Raw genomic sequence first — 19,433 nt, 5'->3', positions numbered from 1 at the left:
GCCGGCACCCGCCAGGTGACCCAGATCGACGCGCCGCTGATCCCGTCCTTCATGTAGGCCGGACGGCGCCGGGCCACCGGCGCCCCCGTCCCCGTGCCGGACCGGTCAACCCCCCGCCCCACAGGCGGGGGGTTTTTTATTGTGCAAAATATGCGAAAGTGGGCTACTAGTTTTGGAAATAACGAATAGGGAAACTGTTATGCCAAGCCTTCCTCCCCCGTTGCAGATAATGTCAGAAACCAAGGATGTGTCAGAATCCAAATTGGGAATTCACGCCGGAAAAAAACGCATATGGATATTTGTAGCAATGTTTCTATTGAGCTTGATATGCGGGATGACCTACGTATGGATTCGGCCCCCTATTTATAAGGCAACAGCATCGGTGCTAACCGTGGCTCCGCGTGACATTGACCAACAGCAAGAGGTCGGCAATCAATATTTCGAGATGGGGCGTAATGGGATTCCAATCCGCCAGCAATTACAACGTAATTTAAATGAAGGGGGCGGAACGCAACACGTTTCAATTCAAAAACAAATCTTGCTTGGAATCCCGTTGCTAGAGGAGGCCCGTCAGCGCCTTAAGCAAGACTTTGTTAATGTGGTACACCGGGAACCCGCGCTTGAGGAGTTACAATCCATGTTGTCGGTGGAGCCAATACCTGAAACAAATTTAGTGGAATTACAAGCACGGGGCCAGGATGCTCAAATACTGGCGCAAGCGGTGAATACATGGCTGGATGTTTACCAAGAAGCGAGAGAAAGTGCTGTTATAGAAAGCAAGAACAATACGACCATCGCGCTGGAAGGTGAAAATAGCCAGTTAGATAGAAAGCTTGAAGATAAACGTCGGGCGCTAGATCAGTTTCGACGGGCGCACGATATTCTTTCAAAAAATGATACCGACAACCAAGCCATGACCCGACTTAGTGGCTTAAATAATACGTTAAACAAGGCTAACGATGACGAGATAAAAGCCAAAGCTAAACTGGATGCAATAAAGGAGGCGTTGGCTAAAGGAGAGCCGGTGCTTCCGCCAGAGGAGCAGCAGGGATTGGCGAATCTGGAGCAAAGGGCGCAACAATTGCGGGAGTTGGTGAAAGACCTTGGGCAGCGGTATACGCCCCAATATATTGCGCTGCAACCAAAATTAAAATTAATACCAGAACAATTAGAGCAAATTGAAGCGGCCATACGAAAAAAGCTAGAAGAAGGAAAACGGGAGGCATTAAGCGAGGCCGAGCAGGAATATGCTTCGGCGCGCCAAACTATTCAGGAGATTCGTCGCCAAATTAGTGAGCACAAGCGTGAAGCGGCTGATTTTACGGCCAAGTTTGCGGAATATGAGGCAATGTCCGCTGATTTGGAACAATTGGAATTGTTATACCGGAAAAACCAGTCACGCCTCGCGGAGATTGGCGCTAAGCAAATAGAAAAGTATCCACAATTGGAAATAGTGGATCGCGCCTACCCGCCCACTAAGCCGGTTTCGCCAGATTATTGGAGAGATACTGGGATTGCTTTCATTGCAAGTCTCGGGGCGGCATTAACCATTACCTTGCTGTATGACTATTTAATGCGGCGGGAAGGCGAGTTGGCACCAATAAAATTGCCTGACGTGCGCGTCTTTTCTGTGACAGAAGATTTGTTATTAGGCCATCAGCGAGAAGCCGCTCAAGCCCTGCCCCAGCAGATGCTCGAACCTGCCTTCAGGCAAAAGGGAGAGCTAGCCTTAGACAGCCCATTGCCCCGCGAATTAAGCGAGCATGAAATTAGAGGGGTACTAGAATCCGCCGAGCCAATGGCTCAACAACTAATAGGGTTGATATTGTCTGGCTTTACGCTGGAGGAAGCTATGGGGCTGGACGCTAATAGCTTTGACTTGACTGATAACACCGTGAATTTGGGAGGAAACTCAAGGGGCTTGCCCTTGGCGCCTCGGCTGAGGGGCTGGCTGATACAAAATGAACCTTTGCCCCTTTGGGCTGGGGAAGCGTCTCAGGATGTTGAGGAATTATCCGGAGTCATCGCTTACGCCATGGCTGATTCTGGAATATTCCAACCTGAAACTGCTGATGCCGAAGCATTGCGGCATACTTATTTGATGTACCTAATTAGACAGGGAGTGCGACTCGCCGATTTAGAGCGAATTGTCGGTAGAATGTCGGCCAAAGTGCTGGCGCGTTACGCCAGATATTCCCCCCCAGGAGCGGGTTTAAGAGCCGAGTCAATAGCCTTGATTTATCCCACTTTAAACGGCGAATATCAGGTTTAAATCGGCTTTAACTGAGTTTTACGAGTACACCGGAATCAGATTGCTTGCTTACGATCTTCATACACACTCAACCATTTCTGATGGCCGATACACGCCGACGCAGCTTGTAGAACACGCGGTTGCGGTGGGGATAACGACGTTGGCCCTAACGGACCACGACTCAACGGCAGGGCTGGCCGAAGCGAGTGAGGCGGCGGCGCAAAATGGAATTTCGCTTGTCCCGGGCGTTGAAATTTCGACAACATGGCGGGATAAGTCGATTCATGTTGTTGGCTTGAACGTGAGTCCTGACCGTGGAGAGTTGCGAAAGGGGCTGGGGAGCCTTCAGGCATACCGCACGGATCGGGCGAGAGAAATAGGGCGACGCTTGGAGAAATTTGGAATCTCGGGCACGTTTGACGCGGTGCAGGCGAGGGCCGGGGAAGGAATGATGACCCGAACCCATTTTGCGCAATGCCTTTATGATCTAGGCATCGCCGCCAATGTGCGTGACGCCTTTGACCGTTACCTGGCGCGAGGCAAGCCCGGATATGTGGCGACGCGCTGGACCGAGATGGAGGCCGCTGTCGCCTGGATTCGGGAGGCGGGAGGGGTCGCCGTGATCGCCCATCCGCAACGCTACAAATTAACGGGCAGTTGGCTGAGGCGCTTGCTTGGGGAGTTCCGTGAAATGGGCGGCGAAGGAATGGAGGTGATTTGTGGAACCGCTCCGCCCGGCGAGGTGCAGTCCAGCACCGAATACGCTAAGCGCTTTAACCTATTGGCTTCCTGCGGATCGGATTTTCACAGCCCTGATTATGTTTGGCCCAAGTTGGGTCGACTGCCACCGCTGCCGCCGGGGCTGACGCCTGTGTGGCGTGTGTGGGAGGGGTAAATTCCTGGCGGTGGGGATAAGCCTTTGGTGGCGGGCAAGACGAAAGCGCTTGCCCGCCGAGAAAATTATGCCGGGTCCACCGTTTCTGGAAAACCCTTTCCCCAGTTCAATATCCCATTCGGGTCGAATTGCCGCTTGATGGCGTGCATCATCCCCAAGGCCCCGGCATCCAGTTCACGCCCGACATAGTCCCGCTTTTCAATGCCGACGCCGTGTTCGCCTGAGAGCGTGCCCCGCAGGCGAAGAACCAGCGTAAACATTTCATCCAAACAGGCGTGCGCCTTATCCGTTTCGCCCGGTTTGCCCGGATCGTAGAGAAGGTTGACGTGGATGTTGCCATTTCCGGCGTGGCCGAAATTGACGATGGGAAGTCCATAACGCTTCGACAACTCGTCCAGCCCAGAAATCAGCACGGGCAATTCAGTCACCGGCACCACCACGTCTTCATTGATTTTCTTCGGCGCAATCTTGCGCAGCGTGGGCGAAAGCGCCTTGCGCGTCTGCCACAGGGCTTCCACTTCCTGGGCGGTCTCCGCGACACGAAATTCAAGCAACCCCTCGTTTTGCGTGGCGGCGCGGATGCTCTCAATCTGGGTCGGCATGGCCTCGGCGAAGCCGTCCACTTCGATCATCAACAACGCCCCCGCTTGGTCCGGCAGGCTGGCCGTCGAATAACGGCGCACCATGTTGATGGCGTTGCCGTCGATAAATTCCAGCGCGCAGGGTATCGCTGGCTGGGCCATGATGCGTCCGATGGCGCGAGCGGCGGCGGTCACGTCGGCATACACGGCGCGCAGGGTCCGCACGGTTTGTGGCAGCGGGGTGAGCTTTAGGGTGGCTTCGGTGATGAGGGCGAGGGTGCCTTCGGAGCCGATCAATAAGCGGGTGAGGTCGTAGCCCACCACACCCTTGGTGGTGAAAACGCCCGTGCGAAGCTCCTCGCCCACGCCGGTGATGGCCCGGAGGCCCAGGGTGTTCTCGCGGGGCGTCCCGTACTTAACGGCGCGGGGTCCGGCGGAGTTGTAGGCGAGATTGCCACCCACGCTGCAAAACGCGGCGCTGGTGGGATCGGGAGGCCAGAAGAAGCCATGGGATTTGATGGCGTTTTGCAAGCCTTGGTTGGTCAGTCCCGGCTCCACCACGGCATAACGGTTGTCAGGGGAAAATTCCAAGACCCGGTCCATGCGCTCGAACGAGGCCACCACGCCATGCCGGAGGGGCACGGTCGCGCCGGTCGTGCCGGTGCCCCGCCCCCGTGGAGTGAGTGGCACCAAGAACTCGTTGCATAGCCGAACCAGGGCTAGCGCCTGCTCGTGGGCGGTGGGGAACACCACCGCATCGGGCAGGACTTGCCGCTTGCTGTTGTCATAGCCGTAGACCCAACAGTCGGCGGGGTCGGTGAGCAGGGCGTCGGCGGGAAAGATTTCCTTGAGCCGGGTGAGGAACGGGCCGGACAGTGGCATGGGTTTACTCGCCGAAAAGCTGGTGGTCGATGAGGTCGCAGAAGCAGTGGATGATGAGCAAATGCATTTCTTGGATGCGGGCGGTGTTTTCCCCCGGCACGCGGATTTCGAGATCGGTCTCCCGCAGCAATGGCGCCAGCGGCCCGCCATCCCGCCCGCTGAGGGCGATGATGCTCATGTCCCGGTCGTGGCCGGCGGTGGCGGCGTTCAGGATGTTGCCTGAATTGCCGCTGGTGGTGTACAGCACCAGCATGTCGTTGGGGTGGCCGAGGGCGCGAATCTGCTTGGCGAAAACCTCGTCAAAGCGATAATCGTTGGCGATGGAGGTCAACGCCGAGGTGTCGGTGGTCAAGGCGATGGCGGGCAAGCCTGGGCGGTCGCGCTCAAACCTGTTCAGCAGTTCGGAAGAAAAATGTTGGGCCTGTGCGGCGGAGCCGCCATTGCCGCAGCACAGAATCTTGCCGTCGTTGAGCAGGCATTGCGCCAAGCGCACGGCGGCGGCTTCAATAAGATCACCGAGGCGAACCAGGGTTTCCTGATTGGTTTCGGCGCTGGCGGTGAATTGGCGGATGATGCGGTCTTGTAGGCTCATGAGTGATCGGTTTCGTTTGCACGGGGCGGGGGCTTTGAAGCGGCAGATCCCGGTTAATCGGTGAAGGCTTGGCGTGGCGGGTGGACCTTAGCCCGCCCGGAAAGCGTCTTTGATCCATTCCACCGCCATGCCGCTGGCGGTGGGCGATAAAGCGGCCACATCGAACCGGGCGGGTCGGTCAAAGAGGCTCCGCTCCTTTAAAAAGCAAGTGGCGGTGGTTTTCAATTTGGCTTGCTTGCGCCAATCCACGCTTTCCAGGGCACCGCCAAAGCGGGGGTTGCTGCGGAAGCGGACTTCCACTAAGGCCAAGGTTGGGCCGTCTTCCATAATCAAGTCGATTTCCCCAAAGCGGCAGCGATAATTGCGTTCGATCAGCCGTAGACCCTGCTGTTGCAAGAACTCTAAGGCCCGGTCCTCCGCGATGCGGCCCCGGGTCGGCGCCGTGGGTTGGGACGGTGGGCGGCTCATGGGCGGGAAGCGGCGGGCGTGCCCGCCTGCGGAATGGGCGCGGTTCCCCGCAATTGCAAATGGCCGCTGTCGAACTGGGCGCATTCAAGCTGGCGTTGAATCCGATTGCCGGATTGCAGGGACAACAAACCCGTGGCCCCGGAGAAACGATAATGCGGATCGAGTTTGCCGCGGTCCAGTTCCGGCTGGAGGCGGTAAGCATCCAGACCCAAGGCGATGAGCCTGACGTAATCGCCCTGGGTTTGCTTGATCTGGGATTCCAGGGCGCGGGCCGACAGCGGACTCCCGTCGGCGACGTTTAGCAACCAGGGAATATCGCAGAAGATCAGGCCGTTCAAATCCTGGTCCGCCGGTTCGTCAGCCTTGCCGCTGTAGACGCGGGAAGTTGCGTACACCGGGATGGGGCGGGGCTGGTTGGCGGCAATCTGGGGCAGGATTAGGCGGGCGTCCCGCGTGTCGGCGATTAAGAAAATAAAGTCGTTATCCGCCGTCGAAGTTAAGGAAGCGGCGGGCTGTGACGGCAGCGTGCCGAGCAGGCTCTCGACGGCGGCGGTGAAGTCCTGGCCGTGGGGAGAGTAGGTTTTAACCGTCGCGATTTTGCCGTCCAGGCCCCGCCAATAATTAGTGAAGTGCTGGATCATGCGCTGTCCGAACGGCGTGGACGGCGCGAGGACCAGGGCGGTCTGACGGTTGTCGAACCAGGCGCTTCCGGCCGCTTGTTCCACCTCGTGTTCAGGCGTCAGGCCAAATTGATAAATCTGTGGGTTGTCCACCCCGTTTGTTTGATTCAGCGCCAGCACCGGAATTGGCAGGTCGCCACTTTTTGCTAGGACACCGACGTTTTCTTTGGTCAAAGGGCCAATGACGGAGGTCGCGCCCTGTTCCGCCAGCTTTTTGTAAAGTTGGCCCACGTCACCGGATTGGGAATCCACGAAGTGCAGGGGCGTTTTGGCCGGATTGGTGTCCGCATAGTAGGCGGCGATTAGCCCGGAGCGGATGGCTTGCGAGGCGGGGGCATAAGGGCCGGACAAGGGTAACAGGACGCCAACGAAGGGGCCGGTGGGGGGCTGTGTGTTTGTTTCCGGTGTTGCGGCGACTGGCGATTTATCCGCTTGAGGTTTGCCCAGGGGTGTCACCACCACCGTGCCGCCCGCTTCCTGAAAGGCATTGTCTAAAAAAGCACCATTCGCCGGATGGCGGGGGTAGCGGTTGCGCCATTGATTGAGGGCGGAAGATAAGCCGCCCGGCGAGGCGGTCTTGAGAATCTGAGTCAGGGACATCCAGCCACCCAGCGTGTCAGGCGGGGGCGGTTGCTTGCTGGACAGGACGCTGCTTGGCAGCCGGGCGAGGGCGTCATAAATGGCGTCGTTGTTCTTCTTGACGGCTTCCGGCTGGCTGAGCAACGGCCCGAGTTCGATCCGTTCTTTGGCGCTCGCCAGCATGTCGCCCAACTGGTTGTAGGCCGAGGCGCGCAGTGTGTGATAATTCACGGGCTGCGCGCCCTGAAGGGGCGCCGGGCCAATCGAGCTGAGCTTCGCCATCGCTTCCCTTGCCCGTCCGGCGTTCAGGTCCAACCGGCCCGCCAAGAGCAAGTATTGGTTGCGGTCCTGTCCTTCGAGTTCCTTAGGGTTAATGGCGTCGGCGATTTGCTGGGCGGAATGCCCATCCCCGGCGCGGAGTGCCGCGTCCGCCGCCTGTAGCCAATAATAATCCGGGTAGGGCGAGGTGCGGGCCAGATATTCATACCGCCGCATGGCCCCTTCGTAATCGCCCGCTCTGAATAGGCCCTCGGCTTGCGGGTCACTGGGCGGCGCGCCGCCCCAGCGGGGCATTAACCCAGCGCATCCAGCCAAGGTCGAAGCGAGCACTAAGGACAGCACGGGGCGGAGGGATTGGCGCATTCGGGAAATTCCCTTGAAGAGCGGATGAGGAGAGCAAGTGTCTGAAATCAAACCGGGCATACTATACCTAGTGGCAACGCCTATCGGCAATCTGGCGGACATGAGCTTCCGGGCCGTGGACGTGTTGAAGAAGGTCGATGTCATCGCCTGCGAAGATACCCGCCATAGCCGTCCGTTGCTGGATTACTATGGTGTTTCACGGCCCTTGATGGCCTTCCATGAACACAACGAGGATGAGGCGGCGCGGCGGGTCGTGACGCGGCTGGCACAGGGCGAATCGGTCGCCCTGGTCACGGACGCCGGGACGCCGCTTATCAACGATCCGGGTTTTCCATTGGTCCGCATGGCGCTGGAACACGACATCCAGGTGGTGCCGGTGCCTGGCCCGTGCGCCCTGATTGCCGCGTTGTGCGCGTCGGGACTGGCGTCCGCCCGATTTGCCTTCGAAGGGTTTCCGCCCAGGAAGCCCGCCGCCCGTCGAGCCTTGTTCGAGGGGTTGCGGGACGAATCGCGAACCCTGATTTTTTATGAATCCTCCCATCGCGTGCTGGAAACCCTCAAAGACATTGAGGCGGTATTTCCCGCGTTACGCCGCCTGGTGATTGCCCGTGAATTGACCAAGCGATTTGAAACCATTGTGTCCGCCACCGTGGGGCGGGCCGCCGCCTTGTTGGAGCGGGAGCCGGATATGCGGAAAGGGGAGTTCGTGCTGCTGCTTGAGGGGGCGCCCCCGCCAGTCGAATCTGATGAGTTGGAGCCAGAGCAGGAGAGGGTGCTGCGGTGGTTGCTTGAGGAGTGTTCGGTGAAAACCGCTGTCGCCTTGGCGACCAAGATCACAGGAGCGCGTCGCGAGAAACTCTATCGGACGGCGCTCCGGTTATCTAAAGGCGAAGGCGTCGAGGCGCTGGACTGACGGCGGGATTGTTATTGGGCCACCGTTGGCGCGGGCTGGGGCGGCGTGGCGCTCGAATCGGGACGCCCGGAGCGCACAGAATTACGCAACGGCTGAACCGGCTCAGTGCGGACGGACTTCCGCTTGTCGCGCTCGGCGGCATCGTTCACCAGGCTTTCCCATGATCTGAATTGTTTGAAGTCGGGATCGCCGGCGGCGATTTTGGCTTTAACTTCCTGCTCCGCCATCGCGATAATCTCATCGGCGGTTTTTCCATCCACCGCCGCCAAGAAAGCCTCGGGGCCTTCCTTCGCCTTGATGGTTCCCAAGGCCCAAAAGGCCGTTTCAAATTCGTGCTGTTGCCGCTCCGTCATGTAGCGCTTGATTTTTTTTGCGGATTTGAAAGCCGCGACTTGCGACGAGCCATTAATGGAGTCGGTTCGTTGGGTAAAGGCGGACATGAAGTAAATGACAGCGAGCAAGGCCATAACGGCGATAAGTATTTTCATGGAGTCTCTCCGCTAATTTGAATTAATGCATTATAACGTGGTTGATCCTTGAACCAGCGAAAACGGGTGACTCGACAGGTTGCCATGCTGGCGCGGGTTAAGCTGTCATTGGGCGGGGCGGGCGTGTATGCCTGAATTTAATGAAGGCGACCGCCGTTATGAGTGCCAATGATGCGGCGAGGAATCCGTGGGATGCGCCAAGTCCCAAAACCTTGTAGCGCCCTCATCACGCAGTTAGTCTTTCGGCCACATGGCAAAGTGGCGTCTCGTCTGCTTCCAGACAGTTTCAGCCCAGTTGAGTTCCTGGTCGTATGTTGATCGGTGAGGCGATCTATAGAAAAGGCCATTTTCCAGTGCGCTGAACGGCGCTGTCGTCCTGAAGCGAAGGCTTCTCCCGTGGTTGCCAATTTGCGGGTCGGCATAGAGCGCCGTCAGGTTCATGATGGCTCGCTTCCCGTTCCCCCTGCTTACTTCCTCAAGCGGCCCCGCGCCATCATCTCAAGCATTCCAAAGCGTGGCGCTTTAATTTTTCCCACAGCATTTTTATTAGGGTATCGCGCCTTGCTGCTTGGTTCTTGATCAGTCGATGCCCGCGATTTAATGAGGCGAGAGCCTGGGATTTTTTGGATAGGGCAGTTGGAGACAATTTGACACAGGGCGCTTTGAGGCTGGTTTGAGTGGATTATTATCGGGCGGTAAATTGGCTGGTATTTATGTGTATTTAATTGATTCTGCCATATTTTCCGCCTATCAAGTTGATTGTTGATGCGTCTCCCCGCCAAGTGTCGGCAATTCATAGTCCTGCATACAAACCATGCGGTTTTTATTCGCACACGATGGCGTCCCTGAAAAATAAGGAAATGGTGAAATTGCGGGGCGTGCCGCCTGAGAGCCGTATTCATCATTTGGCTGCCCGCCGTTCCTTAAACATGCCGGACCAGCTCTTCTGAGCGCTTATTGGTGTTGCACGTAGGCGTGCAACCGCATCAACATCAATAATAATTCGCGCCGCTATGGGTTTGTTCGCTACAATTGTTCGCTGAACTGGGTGGTTATATTGCCCCTATGAGCCATTTGGTCGCAACAATTCACAAATATCGTGGATTAGGATTGATTAAAACAAAACTAGACACGCTAAGGAGTTGATATATGCAGCATGAATTAACTATCACAGCACCAAATCAATCTGGATTTTTTGCCAAGATCATGATGGCTGTGCGCCGCCGTGGATGCCAGATGGTTGGGCAGCGGCGAGATGTGCAGGGAGACACGCAAATTGTGACTTTAATCATTTCGGGAGCAGACGCCCTGACAATGGCTTTGGCGGAAGATATTGAATCTATTGGAAGTGCGGTAAAAGCCACGGTTACGGCTCACCCCGAAGTTGTTCATGTTGGACGGCAAGCGCTGGAAACTGGGTTGACGACGCCTGCCGCTCCCAGGTCGGCCTTTTTAAGCAAGCTAGTTAAAGACCATCCAAATCTGGAAGATCTGGTGAAACAGGCGGAGGCCGAGCGGGACGAGGAAGCCACAGGAAATATCCTGGTCGCCATTGGTGATCGGGTGGGGCGGCGCGAGTACGCCAGGCATTACGCTCTGGGTAGCCCGTTAAAGCTGCAATCCGCCCTGCCCAGGATGGTGGTGCCGGCGATGAAGCAGTTTGTGAACGCAACCGCTGAGGACGAAATGGTGGTGATCCCGGCGTGTTCGTTCTGCAATCGTGATCCGGCACAAGGAAAAAGCTGTGGGTTTTTACAGGGCTTTATCAGTGGCTTGCTGCGCTCCGCCCCCACCACCTCGACGGTAACGGTGGTGCAATCCGGGTGTGCATTGAAGGGCCACGCTTCCTGTCGTTTTGAGATGCGTTGATTTCTTGTGGGCCATTTAGCGTTTCGCGAAGTGTGCCCGGGGGGTTAGCGGCTGCCGACCTACCTACTCGGCATCATTAATCAGCTTATTGATAGACTAAAAATCAGAGGACTTTTTTATGAATCAAATGACGGCGCATTGGAATTGGACGTTGGTCGGGCTTTCTTACTTCATCGCCGTGTTCGGCTCTTATACCGCGTTGCAACTGGCCATCCGAATTCCGTCGGCCATGGGGGTTAGCCGCTGGCTTTGGCTAATGGGCGCGGCGCTGGCTTTGGGGGGCGGCGCCATATGGTCCATGCATTTCATTGGAATGTTGGCCTACGAACCATCGGTCCCAGTCGTGTACCTTCCTGGGTTGACATTCCTCTCCCTGCTGATTGGCGTGGTGGCTAGCGGTGCGGGTTTGGCTATTGTCGGGATCGGCGAATCCAGTTGGATTAAATTGATCGGCGCGGGCATTGTCGGCGGGTTGAGTGTGGCGGCAATGCACCACACTGGCATGTCGTCCATGCGTATGGCGGGGGCGGGCATCGGCTATATTCCTTGGATTGTTGGCGCTTCCTTGGTTATCGCCGTTGTCGCCACGACCGCGGCGCTGTGGTTGGCGTTCAACTTGCGCGGCGGTTGGCAGCGGTTCGGCAGCGCTTTTGTGATGGGGGCGGCCGTATGCGGCATGCACTACACCGGCATGGCGGCGGTTACCATGCACCCCACCCAAACGCCAAGTGATCCCGTTATTGGGACGGGACTGCAAGGCTTTGACTTCGGTATGATGATTTTTGGAATAGCCTTCGTGCTGCTGGCCATCTTGCTTATTGTGGAGCAAGTGCAAGCGAGGCGCCTGCGTGAGATATAGACTTAAGGTGTTTGCCGCCGGAATGGCCGAGGGACGAAACTCTAGCTCTCGCGGCGGCGGTTCATCTTTTTGATTGGCGCTATCACGAACGTGTGTTCTCGCCCTGGATTTGCGCCGCAGGGCGCTCCAAAGGCTCGGCGATGCCGGGCCTATGCCTCTGGGTTCGTGCCCCCGCCTAAATAACCTAACAAAGTGGGAGTTTGAATGGTTGAGAAAGCAATAAAAGTGCTGGTGGTCGACGATAGCCAAACCATTCGCAAAAGTGCCGAGATATATCTTAAAAAGCATCAATATCAAGTGATGACAGCGGAAGACGGTTTCGACGCGCTGGGTAAAGTGGTTGATTTCCGTCCAGACCTGATTGTCATGGATATCATGATGCCCCGATTGGATGGTTATCAAACCTGCGCCATAATCCGCCGGAATTCCGAATTTAGAAACATGCCGATTGTCATGTTATCCGGCAAGGATGGCGTTTTCGACCGCGCCCGAGGCAGGCTGGTGGGTGCCAGCGATTACATTACGAAGCCTTTTGAAGAGCAGGCGCTTATCCAATCCGTCCAGTCCTTTACGTCATAGCAACAAGGTGAAAAAGGCCAATGTCCATTAAACACATCCTCGTCATCGAAGATTCCGCGACGCAAAGAACCTATTTGCAACAAATGTTGGTCAAGCACAATTTCGAAGTATCGTTGGCCGCCAACGGAGAAGAGGGCATTGAGAAAGCGAGAGCGGTCAAGCCCGATTTGATTCTGATCGACGTGGTCATGCCCGGCATGAACGGTTTCCAGGCGACCCGCATGTTGTCGAGGGATCCCCTGACCAAGCATGTGCCCATTATCATCTGCACCAGCAAAGATCAGGAAACCGACCGGATGTGGGGGCTTCGGCAAGGTGCCAAGGATTATCTGGTCAAGCCCGTTGACGATGGCGTCTTGTTGAGCAAAATCGCGGCCTTGGATTAAAACGATGGCAAAAATCGTAAATCTGGCCGAGTATCAGAAAACCATCGCGGCCCGAATTCAACAATCGGTCTCGGCCCCGGCGGTCGGGGCCAAGCTTGGGCTTGAGTTCGGTGGCGCCAAGTACCTCGTGGACGTGGGGGAGTTTTCCGAAGTGATACCGGACCTGGAGGTGACTCCGGTGCCGTTCACCCAGCCTTGGTTTTTGGGGGTCGCCGATATTCGTGGATTGATCCATGGCGTCGTCGACATGGGGAAATTCGCGAAAACGGGCAATGTCCGCGGTGAATTGGGCAGGCATTATGTGGTCAGCGGGCCGCAGTTCGAATTACGAAGCGCGTTGCTGGTTCAGCGCGTGCTGGGTTTGCGCCGGGTTGACGAATGGCGCCAAGTTCGGATGGTTCCGACGGGACCGGCCTGGATAAAGGGCCATTTCATCGACGAACAAGAAGAAACCTGGCAGGAAATCAGTTTAAAAGAACTTCTGGGACATCCAGACTTTTTGCAGATTGCGCAGTAAGGGGAAGAATAATGATTGATTCAGGCAGCGCGTTATCGGATACCACCAACATCATCGCTTTCCTGTTTTTTGGTTTGGGCATGGTGACCATGATTGTGGCGGTCGTCGTTTTCATCGCGGCGGGTCGCAAGCAGTCGGTACAGCTTGACGAGCAGAACCGGCAGAACCGGCAGAACCAGGAAGCCATCATGCGTTTGATGGACGAACTCGCCGTTATCGCCGAGGGCGACCTCACCAAACGCGCCGAAGTGACGGAAGATATTACCGGGGCCATCGCCGACTCGCTCAACTTCACCGTTGAGGAAATCCACACCCTGGTGCTGCGGATACACGAGGCCGCCGAACAGCTTAACGAGGCATCGCAACAAGGGCGGCAGGCCGCTGACGAGTTGCGACAAGCTTCCGAGCGCCAGTCCGAGGACGTGCGTTCCGCCACCGCCTCCATGAATGAGATGACCGAGTCCGTGGCCGAGGTGGCGAACAGCGCGGAGGCCATTTTCAAGGTGGCCGAGCAATCGCTGAACGCAGCGGAACAAGGCGCCGACGCGGTGCAAAAAACCATGTCGGGCATGAATGTGATCCGTGACAGTATCCAGGACACGTCTAAGCGCATTAAGCGATTAGGCGAAAGTTCTCAGGAAATTGGTGAAATCGTTGACCTAATCTCTGGCATCGCCGAACAGACCAACGTGTTGGCGCTTAACGCCGCTATCCAGGCGGCCTCGGCGGGCGAGGCGGGGCGCGGGTTTGCCATCGTTGCGGAAGAGGTGCAACGACTCGCTGAGCGTTCCGCGGAAGCCACCAAGCAAATCGGCGCTTTGGTGAGCGCGATTCAAAACGACGCCAAGGGCGCGGTCGCCGCTATGGAAAAGAGTACCGAGGAAGTGGTGGAGGGTGCCCGACTGTCCGACGGCGCGGGCGAAAAACTGGTGGAAATTCAGAAGGTTTCGAGGAAGCTCGCGGAATTGATCGCCAACATTACCGGCGCCGCCAAGCAGCAAGAGCAGTCCGCCACTCAAACCACTCGGCGCATGGATGACATTCTGCAAATCACCAACCTAACCAGCGAAGGAACCAGGGAAACCACGATTTCAATGCAACGATTGGCCGACCTGGCAAACGCGCTGCAATTGGCCGTGTCAGGATTCAAAGTCTAATCGGTGCGCCTAAACCATGGATAGCAACCCCGTCAGTTCTCAATATCTGAAACTTCTGGAGCCGGTGCTGGCTGGCATCGTCGCCGAGTTCCGGCAGTTCGCCACGCGCAACAATGGCAAGGGTCCAGAACCGGAAAGTTATCAAGCCTTCGAGCTGTCGTTCCGGCAGATTGAGGGGGCGCTGGAAATGGTCGGAGACAAGGCCGGTGCCCGCTTCGCGGAAGCCTTGCGACAACTGTGCGAAGCCTTGGGACGAAGCGAAATAAAAGCCACGGAGCGCATCCTCGCGGTGGCGCGAAAGGCCTCGCAAACCCTGGAGGCTTGGTTCCAAGGACTGGCTGCGGGAGAGGCGGGCCAAATCCGCACGCTAAGGGACGACTTTATCCAACTCCGCCAGTGCCTTGGCGTGCAGCCCGACCTACGAGAGTTGTTTTTCCCGGACCTGTGCGTGCGGCCACTCATGCCCACCCGCAAGACCGTGCTGTGGGGAGGCTTGATTCTGGAGTTTTATCAACACCAGTTCATGCGTTACCAAAAAGCGCTCGGGGAACTGGCGAGGAACCCCGAAGAAGCGATAAAGGCATTGCAGCGGAGCCTGACCACGGTCGAGCGGGTGCAAACCGATTCGGATGAGTGGGTTTACTGGTGGATAGGCAAGGCCGTGGCCGACGCCGTCATTGAGGGGGGCGTCGAGCCATCGCCAATGCTGACCGCGGTGTTCGAACGCTTGGGGGGGCGTCTGCAACAGGCAGCGTCGGGCGCGCCGACCCCGGACGATGAGTTGTTGCGCGACAGCCTGTTCCTGCTCGCGCAAAGTCAGCCCGCGACGAAAGACATCGGCGAGATTCAGCGCCTTTATGCGTTGGATACTGGTTTCGCGTCGTCCCAGGGCCTTGAACTACCAGCGGAGGACTTGACCAATATTCTTCGCGATGCGGCGACGGCCATCGAATCCGCCAAAACGGCATGGCTGGATTTTGGGCGCAAGGATCCGGGCTGGTATCCCCGTTTCAATGCAGGACTGAGCAAATTGAAGTTGGTGGCAATCGGCGACGCGGGCGTCAAGAGCCTCGTGCAATGGTTGATTGATTGTGCCCTCGACCTGTATTTGAAAGAAACCGCCTGTGATGATGACCTGGACCTAGAGATGGCTTCAGCCTTGTTGGTCCTGGAAAATGCCTTGGCTCATGGGTATCCGGCCGCCACCTTGGGCGAAGGCCAATTTGAAATCGTGCGCCGCCGCCTCGAACTTGTTTTGAATCCCGCCGCCCCGGAGTCTCATGCTTTGGCGGATGCTGAACACGCGCTACGGGTGGAGCTGGATGCCCGGGAACAGGAAATGTTTAGGCTGGTTTCCCACGAAGTCCTGTTGAACCTGCGTGAGGCTGAGCGGGAACTGGACTGGTTCTTTCGGAATCCCGAGCAACGAGCCGCGCTGCCAGGGCTGGATCGCATACTGAATCAGGCCCAGGGAGCCATCGCCCTCCTTGGCTTCGAGAAGCCTGCGCAATTGGCGCGGTCCATCAGGTTATTGGTCAGGGAGTTCGCCAGTTCTGAGCATCCGCCGACCCTGGGTGACGCCGATTTGCTGGCGGAAAACCTGAGCGCCCTGTCATATTTTTTCCAGGAATTACAAGGCGGCGTAACAGCGGGCCAGGAATGGTTTGACACACTGCTTGGGCGGCTTCAGTCCATGCGACCGGACATCGCCGAGCGCGCTGCCCAGCCCGAAATTCTGGCCTTGGAAGATTTTCGGCAGGAGAAGCCCGCCGCTACCGCAGGCGGGGTTGCCGTCCCGGTCGAAACCACCGCGCCGCAGGCCCCGGCTTCCGAGGTGCCCGCCCAACTCGATCAAGCCGTCGAAGCAGAGGGCTTGTCCGCGACTCCAACGGAGCCGGTCGTCCAAAGAAAAGCCGCCGATCCCGAATTGCTGGAGGTTTATCTCAGCGAGGCGCAGGAAATCCTGTCATTACTGCCGACGCAGTTGGACGCTTGCCGGGCCGAACCGGATAACCGCGAGTTGTTGACGGTCTTGCGCCGCGCCTTCCACACCCTAAAAGGCAGTGGCCGCATGGTGGGGCTGATGGAATTGGGCGAGGCAGCCTGGGCGGTGGAGCGCGTCTTAAACCATTGGCTGGAGAACAATCGCGCGTTAACCCCGGCGCTGTTGGATGTCTTGGAGGAAGCGCTGAGTTCCACCCGGTATTGGGTGAGCCAATTGGCCGAAGCGGGCCAAGTGACGGTGGATTACGAAGCGCTGGGAGCCAAAGCGCGAGCCTTGGAGTCCGGTCACGAAGCATCCCCACCCCAGCCGTCGGGGCCGGGCGCGGATGTTCCGCCAAAAACAGCGGAGCAAGGCGCCGCTGCTATAAGGCGGGAGGCTCCCTTGAAGCCGGAAAAGGCGGGCTCGTTTGCCGCTCCCACCGCGCCATCAGAAAATCCTTTATTGAGCGTGTTCATTGAGGAGGCGCAGGAATTGCTTCCGCAAATCGGCGAGGCGATCCGCGCATGGCGGGAGCATCCCCAGGAGCTTGCCCATGCGCGGTCGATGTTGCGGGTTCTGCATACCCTTAAGGGTAGTTCGCGCCTGGCGGGTGCCCTGCGTTTGGGCGAGTGCGCCCATCAAATGGAAACCGAGATCGGCGAACATAACACGCATGGTCATGCGCCGCCGTTGGAGTGGTTCGATAATTTGGAAGGGCACATGGATGTCGTTCTGGAGGAATTCGACCAATTAGCCCTGGGTTCTGATGGCGGAGCCGAAGCGGAGGGGGTCGAAACCGAAGCCCAGACCGCTTTGGGGGCGACCGAGGGTTCCGAGCGCGATGGCAATATTCTCGCGCAGGCCATCTCTTCGGTGCGCGTCCGCGCCGATCAGTTGGAGTATTTCGCCCTGCAAACCGGCGAAGTCAGCATCGCCCGTATCCGCATGGAGACGGAGCTTCAGCAACTGCGCCGGTCGCTGAAGCAATTGAGCGAAACCACCGCCATCATGCGCGATCAGTTGCGCGAGCTGGCGATTCGGGCGGAACAGCAGATGCAATCCCGCCGCTTCGAAACCACGACCGAAGAGGAGCGGTTCGATCCCTTGGAATTCGACCGCTACACCCGTCTGCAAGAGCTGACCCGCATGTTGGCCGAAAGCGCGCACGACGTGGTGCTGGTCCAGCAGGAGCTGAACAAAAACTTGGTGCGGGCGGAGCGGGTCGTGGGTTCCCAGACACGAGTGACCCGCGATCTGCAGGAGCGCTTGACCCAAATCCGCCTGGTTTCCTTCTCGCGGGTCGCGGATCGCTTCCACCGGCTGGTCCGCCAAGAATCGCGGGGTCTCGGCAAGCGGGCGGAGGCGCGGATTCATGGGGGGCACATCGAACTCGACGTGGGCTTCCTGGATCGGATCGTTCCGCCCCTCGAGCATCTGTTGCGGAACGCCGTGGCCCATGGCTTGGAATCCCCGCAGCAGCGGGTGGCTTCGGGCAAATCCGAAGTGGGTGTGGTTGATCTCCAGTTGACGCAGGAGCCGACCGGATTGGTTATCCAGATTCGGGACGATGGCGCGGGGATTGACTTCGCCAAGGTTCGAGCCAGAGCAGCGGCACTTGGTTTGATTGGAAATGAGGAAGTGCCTAAGGAGCGGTTGGCCCAATTCCTGTTCACGCCGGGCTTCACCACCAGCGAGCGGGTCAGCGATGTGGCCGGTCGGGGTGTCGGACTCGACGTGGTGCGTAACGAGGTACAGATTCTAGGCGGACGTATCGAGCTGGAAACCCGGCCCGGCCAGGGCACTACGTTCACCCTGTATGTGCCCGCGAAGCAGGCCATGAGCCGCGTGGTGCCAGTGCGGGCCGGTGGTCAGCTTTATGCCCTACCCACCACCATGGTGCAGCACGTCGGCAAGTTCGATGCCGCCGTCTTGGAAGAGGCGGCCAAGACCGGAGAAATCAAGTGGGGTGGCAAGGACTATCGGTTTTTTGAATTGCAGCGCCTTGTGGGCGACATGGACTCTCGTCCATCCCCCGCCATCAAATTCTGGCTGGTGTTCCTGGGTGGCGCGCAGGGGCGCATCGCCGTGGTGGTCGATGAGTTGCTCAACACCCAGGAAGTGGTCGTCAAAGACCCCGGCCCGCAAGTGGGCCGACTCAAGGGGATGAAGGGGGCGACCGTGTTGTCCGGCGGGCAATTGGTCCTAATCATCGACCCCGTGGAATTGGCGTTCAAAGAGGAGGTCCGTGTTAGCGCGGGTCAAGCCGCTCAGTCCTATGCGTCGGTGCCGTTGCTGATGGTGGTGGATGACTCCATTACCGTCCGCACCGTGACCGAGCGGTTCTTGGCCCGCCAAGGGTTCCAGGTCGTGACCGCCAAGGATGGCATCGACGCCTTGGAGCAAATGCAGCGGATCACGCCCGACTTGCTGCTGGTGGACATCGAAATGCCCCGCATGGACGGCTTCGATTTGTCGGAGAACGTCCGCAACAACCGGCACTTGGCCCACATCCCCATCATCATGATTTCCTCCCGTACCGCCGACAAGCATCGTCAGCAGGCTTTCGAAATTGGCGTCAACGCCTTCCTTGGCAAACCTTATCAGGACGCGGAATTGTTGGGTGAAATCAATGGATTGTTGGATTCTGGAAGAGACCGGGCGGTGGCCCATTGAGCCAACCCGCCACACTATCGGATGTGTTCCATATGATTTATCCAAGGCTCCTCAAGTCGCTGCGATGGGGCGTCTGTTGCTTGGCGCTGACCGCTTGTTCCCACGACTATTTATTGATGCGGACCGAGGAGCAACTTCACAGCTACGAGGCCGCCATCCGGTGGAGCCTGTTCAAGCGGGCGGCGGAGTATTTGGCCGATCCTTCCAAGTCAGCGCCCGATTGGAAAAAGCTGGATCGAATCAAGGTCACCGGCTATCAGGCGAAATTCAGGGATTTATTCCCGTCGGGGAAAGTGCTGACCCAGACAGTGGAAATCCGCTATCTGACCTCGAGCGGCGTCGTCGAAGACTCCCTCGTTGACGAGCAGCGCTGGCGTTTCGACGACCTGCGGGACCGCTGGCTCCTGGAAACCGGGCTGCCCAAGTTCAAGTGAAGGG

Annotated in this window: 17 protein-coding genes; 12 read left to right on the top strand and 5 right to left on the bottom strand. The window is 57.8% G+C overall.

Annotated features, from left to right (window positions below; translation table 11 throughout):
* The first annotated feature begins 229 nt into the window (after nt 1-229).
* Together ACXWUF_RS00830 and ACXWUF_RS00825 are read left to right on the top strand one after the other, a co-directional pair.
* Nucleotides 230-2,272 (top strand): GumC family protein, encoded by a 2,043-nt coding sequence (locus ACXWUF_RS00830; RefSeq protein WP_458492745.1) that lies wholly within the window; start codon nt 230-232, stop codon nt 2,270-2,272.
* A gap of 40 nt (nt 2,273-2,312) precedes the next feature.
* Entirely contained in the window at nt 2,313-3,146 is an 834-nt protein-coding gene (locus tag ACXWUF_RS00825) for a PHP domain-containing protein (RefSeq protein ID WP_458492744.1), read from the top strand.
* A gap of 65 nt (nt 3,147-3,211) precedes the next feature.
* Here ACXWUF_RS00825 and ACXWUF_RS00820 read toward each other — a convergent pair whose 3' ends face one another.
* From ACXWUF_RS00820 to ACXWUF_RS00805, 4 genes are all read right to left on the bottom strand, one after another.
* Nucleotides 3,212-4,609, bottom strand: coding sequence for an FAD-binding oxidoreductase (locus tag ACXWUF_RS00820; protein WP_458492743.1), 1,398 nt, complete (start codon nt 4,607-4,609; stop codon nt 3,212-3,214).
* Between the two features lie 4 nt (nt 4,610-4,613).
* Nucleotides 4,614-5,201, bottom strand: coding sequence for a phosphoheptose isomerase (locus ACXWUF_RS00815; RefSeq protein WP_458492742.1), 588 nt, complete (start codon nt 5,199-5,201; stop codon nt 4,614-4,616).
* A gap of 87 nt (nt 5,202-5,288) precedes the next feature.
* Entirely contained in the window at nt 5,289-5,669 is a 381-nt protein-coding gene (locus ACXWUF_RS00810; protein ID WP_458492741.1) for a YraN family protein, read from the bottom strand.
* On the bottom strand, nt 5,666-7,570 hold the full coding sequence (locus ACXWUF_RS00805; RefSeq protein WP_458492740.1) for a penicillin-binding protein activator: 1,905 nt from the start codon (nt 7,568-7,570) through the stop codon (nt 5,666-5,668). Before ACXWUF_RS00805 ends, ACXWUF_RS00810 begins: the two co-directional genes overlap by 4 nt.
* 37 nt (nt 7,571-7,607) lie before the next feature.
* Between ACXWUF_RS00805 and rsmI the strand changes: the two genes are divergently transcribed.
* A complete protein-coding gene (rsmI, locus tag ACXWUF_RS00800) occupies nt 7,608-8,483 on the top strand; it encodes a 16S rRNA (cytidine(1402)-2'-O)-methyltransferase (RefSeq protein ID WP_458492739.1) in 876 nt (291 codons plus the stop codon).
* An 11-nt stretch (nt 8,484-8,494) separates the two neighbouring features.
* On the opposite strand, the gene ACXWUF_RS00795 is transcribed toward rsmI, so the two are convergent.
* On the bottom strand, nt 8,495-8,971 hold the full coding sequence (locus ACXWUF_RS00795) for a hypothetical protein (protein ID WP_458492738.1): 477 nt from the start codon (nt 8,969-8,971) through the stop codon (nt 8,495-8,497).
* Nucleotides 8,972-9,367: 396 nt separating this feature from the next.
* Here ACXWUF_RS00795 and ACXWUF_RS00790 point away from each other — a divergent pair, with 396 nt between their 5' ends.
* The 9 genes from ACXWUF_RS00790 (at nt 9,368) to ACXWUF_RS00750 (ending at nt 19,429) form a co-directional block, all read left to right on the top strand.
* Complete coding sequence (locus ACXWUF_RS00790) at nt 9,368-9,550, top strand: hypothetical protein (protein WP_458503268.1); 183 nt, start codon at nt 9,368-9,370, stop codon at nt 9,548-9,550.
* 570 nt (nt 9,551-10,120) lie between these two features.
* Nucleotides 10,121-10,840 (top strand): hypothetical protein, encoded by a 720-nt coding sequence (locus tag ACXWUF_RS00785; RefSeq protein WP_458492737.1) that lies wholly within the window; start codon nt 10,121-10,123, stop codon nt 10,838-10,840.
* A 118-nt stretch (nt 10,841-10,958) separates the two neighbouring features.
* Entirely contained in the window at nt 10,959-11,699 is a 741-nt protein-coding gene (locus ACXWUF_RS00780; protein WP_458492736.1) for an MHYT domain-containing protein, read from the top strand.
* A 204-nt stretch (nt 11,700-11,903) separates the two neighbouring features.
* The gene (locus ACXWUF_RS00775) at nt 11,904-12,278 is read left to right on the top strand and encodes a response regulator (RefSeq protein ID WP_458492735.1); all 375 of its coding nucleotides are present in this window, start codon (nt 11,904-11,906) and stop codon (nt 12,276-12,278) included.
* A gap of 20 nt (nt 12,279-12,298) precedes the next feature.
* Nucleotides 12,299-12,664 (top strand): response regulator, encoded by a 366-nt coding sequence (locus ACXWUF_RS00770; protein ID WP_458492734.1) that lies wholly within the window; start codon nt 12,299-12,301, stop codon nt 12,662-12,664.
* A gap of 4 nt (nt 12,665-12,668) precedes the next feature.
* Nucleotides 12,669-13,181, top strand: coding sequence for a chemotaxis protein CheW (locus ACXWUF_RS00765; RefSeq protein ID WP_458492733.1), 513 nt, complete (start codon nt 12,669-12,671; stop codon nt 13,179-13,181).
* Nucleotides 13,182-13,192: 11 nt separating this feature from the next.
* Nucleotides 13,193-14,338 (top strand): methyl-accepting chemotaxis protein, encoded by a 1,146-nt coding sequence (locus tag ACXWUF_RS00760; protein WP_458492732.1) that lies wholly within the window; start codon nt 13,193-13,195, stop codon nt 14,336-14,338.
* 16 nt (nt 14,339-14,354) lie between these two features.
* Complete coding sequence (locus ACXWUF_RS00755; RefSeq protein ID WP_458492731.1) at nt 14,355-18,995, top strand: Hpt domain-containing protein; 4,641 nt, start codon at nt 14,355-14,357, stop codon at nt 18,993-18,995.
* Between the two features lie 32 nt (nt 18,996-19,027).
* Complete coding sequence (locus ACXWUF_RS00750) at nt 19,028-19,429, top strand: hypothetical protein (protein ID WP_458492730.1); 402 nt, start codon at nt 19,028-19,030, stop codon at nt 19,427-19,429.
* The last annotated feature ends 4 nt before the right edge of the window (nt 19,430-19,433 follow it).

The sequence above is a fragment of the Methylomagnum sp. genome, from assembly GCF_054333355.1.
The sequence above is the reverse complement of the archived record's forward strand: the minus strand, read 5'-3'. Positions and strand labels throughout refer to the sequence as shown.